General features: G+C 46.9%; 2 tRNA genes (1 of these 2 only partly in view). Both read left to right on the forward strand.

The features are described from left to right. The first annotated feature begins 152 nt into the window (after positions 1 to 152). Positions 153 to 226 (forward strand) — tRNA-Asp (locus tag DXB73_RS13900). Positions 227 to 240: 14 nt separating this feature from the next. After that, positions 241 to 288, forward strand: a tRNA-OTHER gene (locus tag DXB73_RS13905); it runs 54 nt beyond the window's last position.

Raw genomic sequence — 288 nt, forward strand, 5'->3', positions numbered from 1 at the left:
TAACACATGGAGCTGACTGTCACTAATAGGTCGAGGGCTTGACCAAAAAGGAACGAAGGCAATTATAATGCCGGAGTACCAAGAACAAGTTCAACTTTGTGGGATGTAAGAAACTATATGCAGTTTTGAAGGTACTAATAAGTGCTTTTAATGGCCTAGTGGCTCAGTTGGTTAGAGCGCCGCCCTGTCACGGCGGAGGTCGAGGGTTCGAGTCCCTTCTGGGTCGTTTTATTATTATATGGGATCTTAGCTCAGCTGGGAGAGCATCTGCCTTACAAGCAGAGGGTC

It is taken from the genome of Clostridium sp. OM05-6BH (assembly GCF_003481635.1).
In the GTDB taxonomy this organism is placed as follows: domain Bacteria; phylum Bacillota; class Clostridia; order Lachnospirales; family Lachnospiraceae; genus Butyribacter.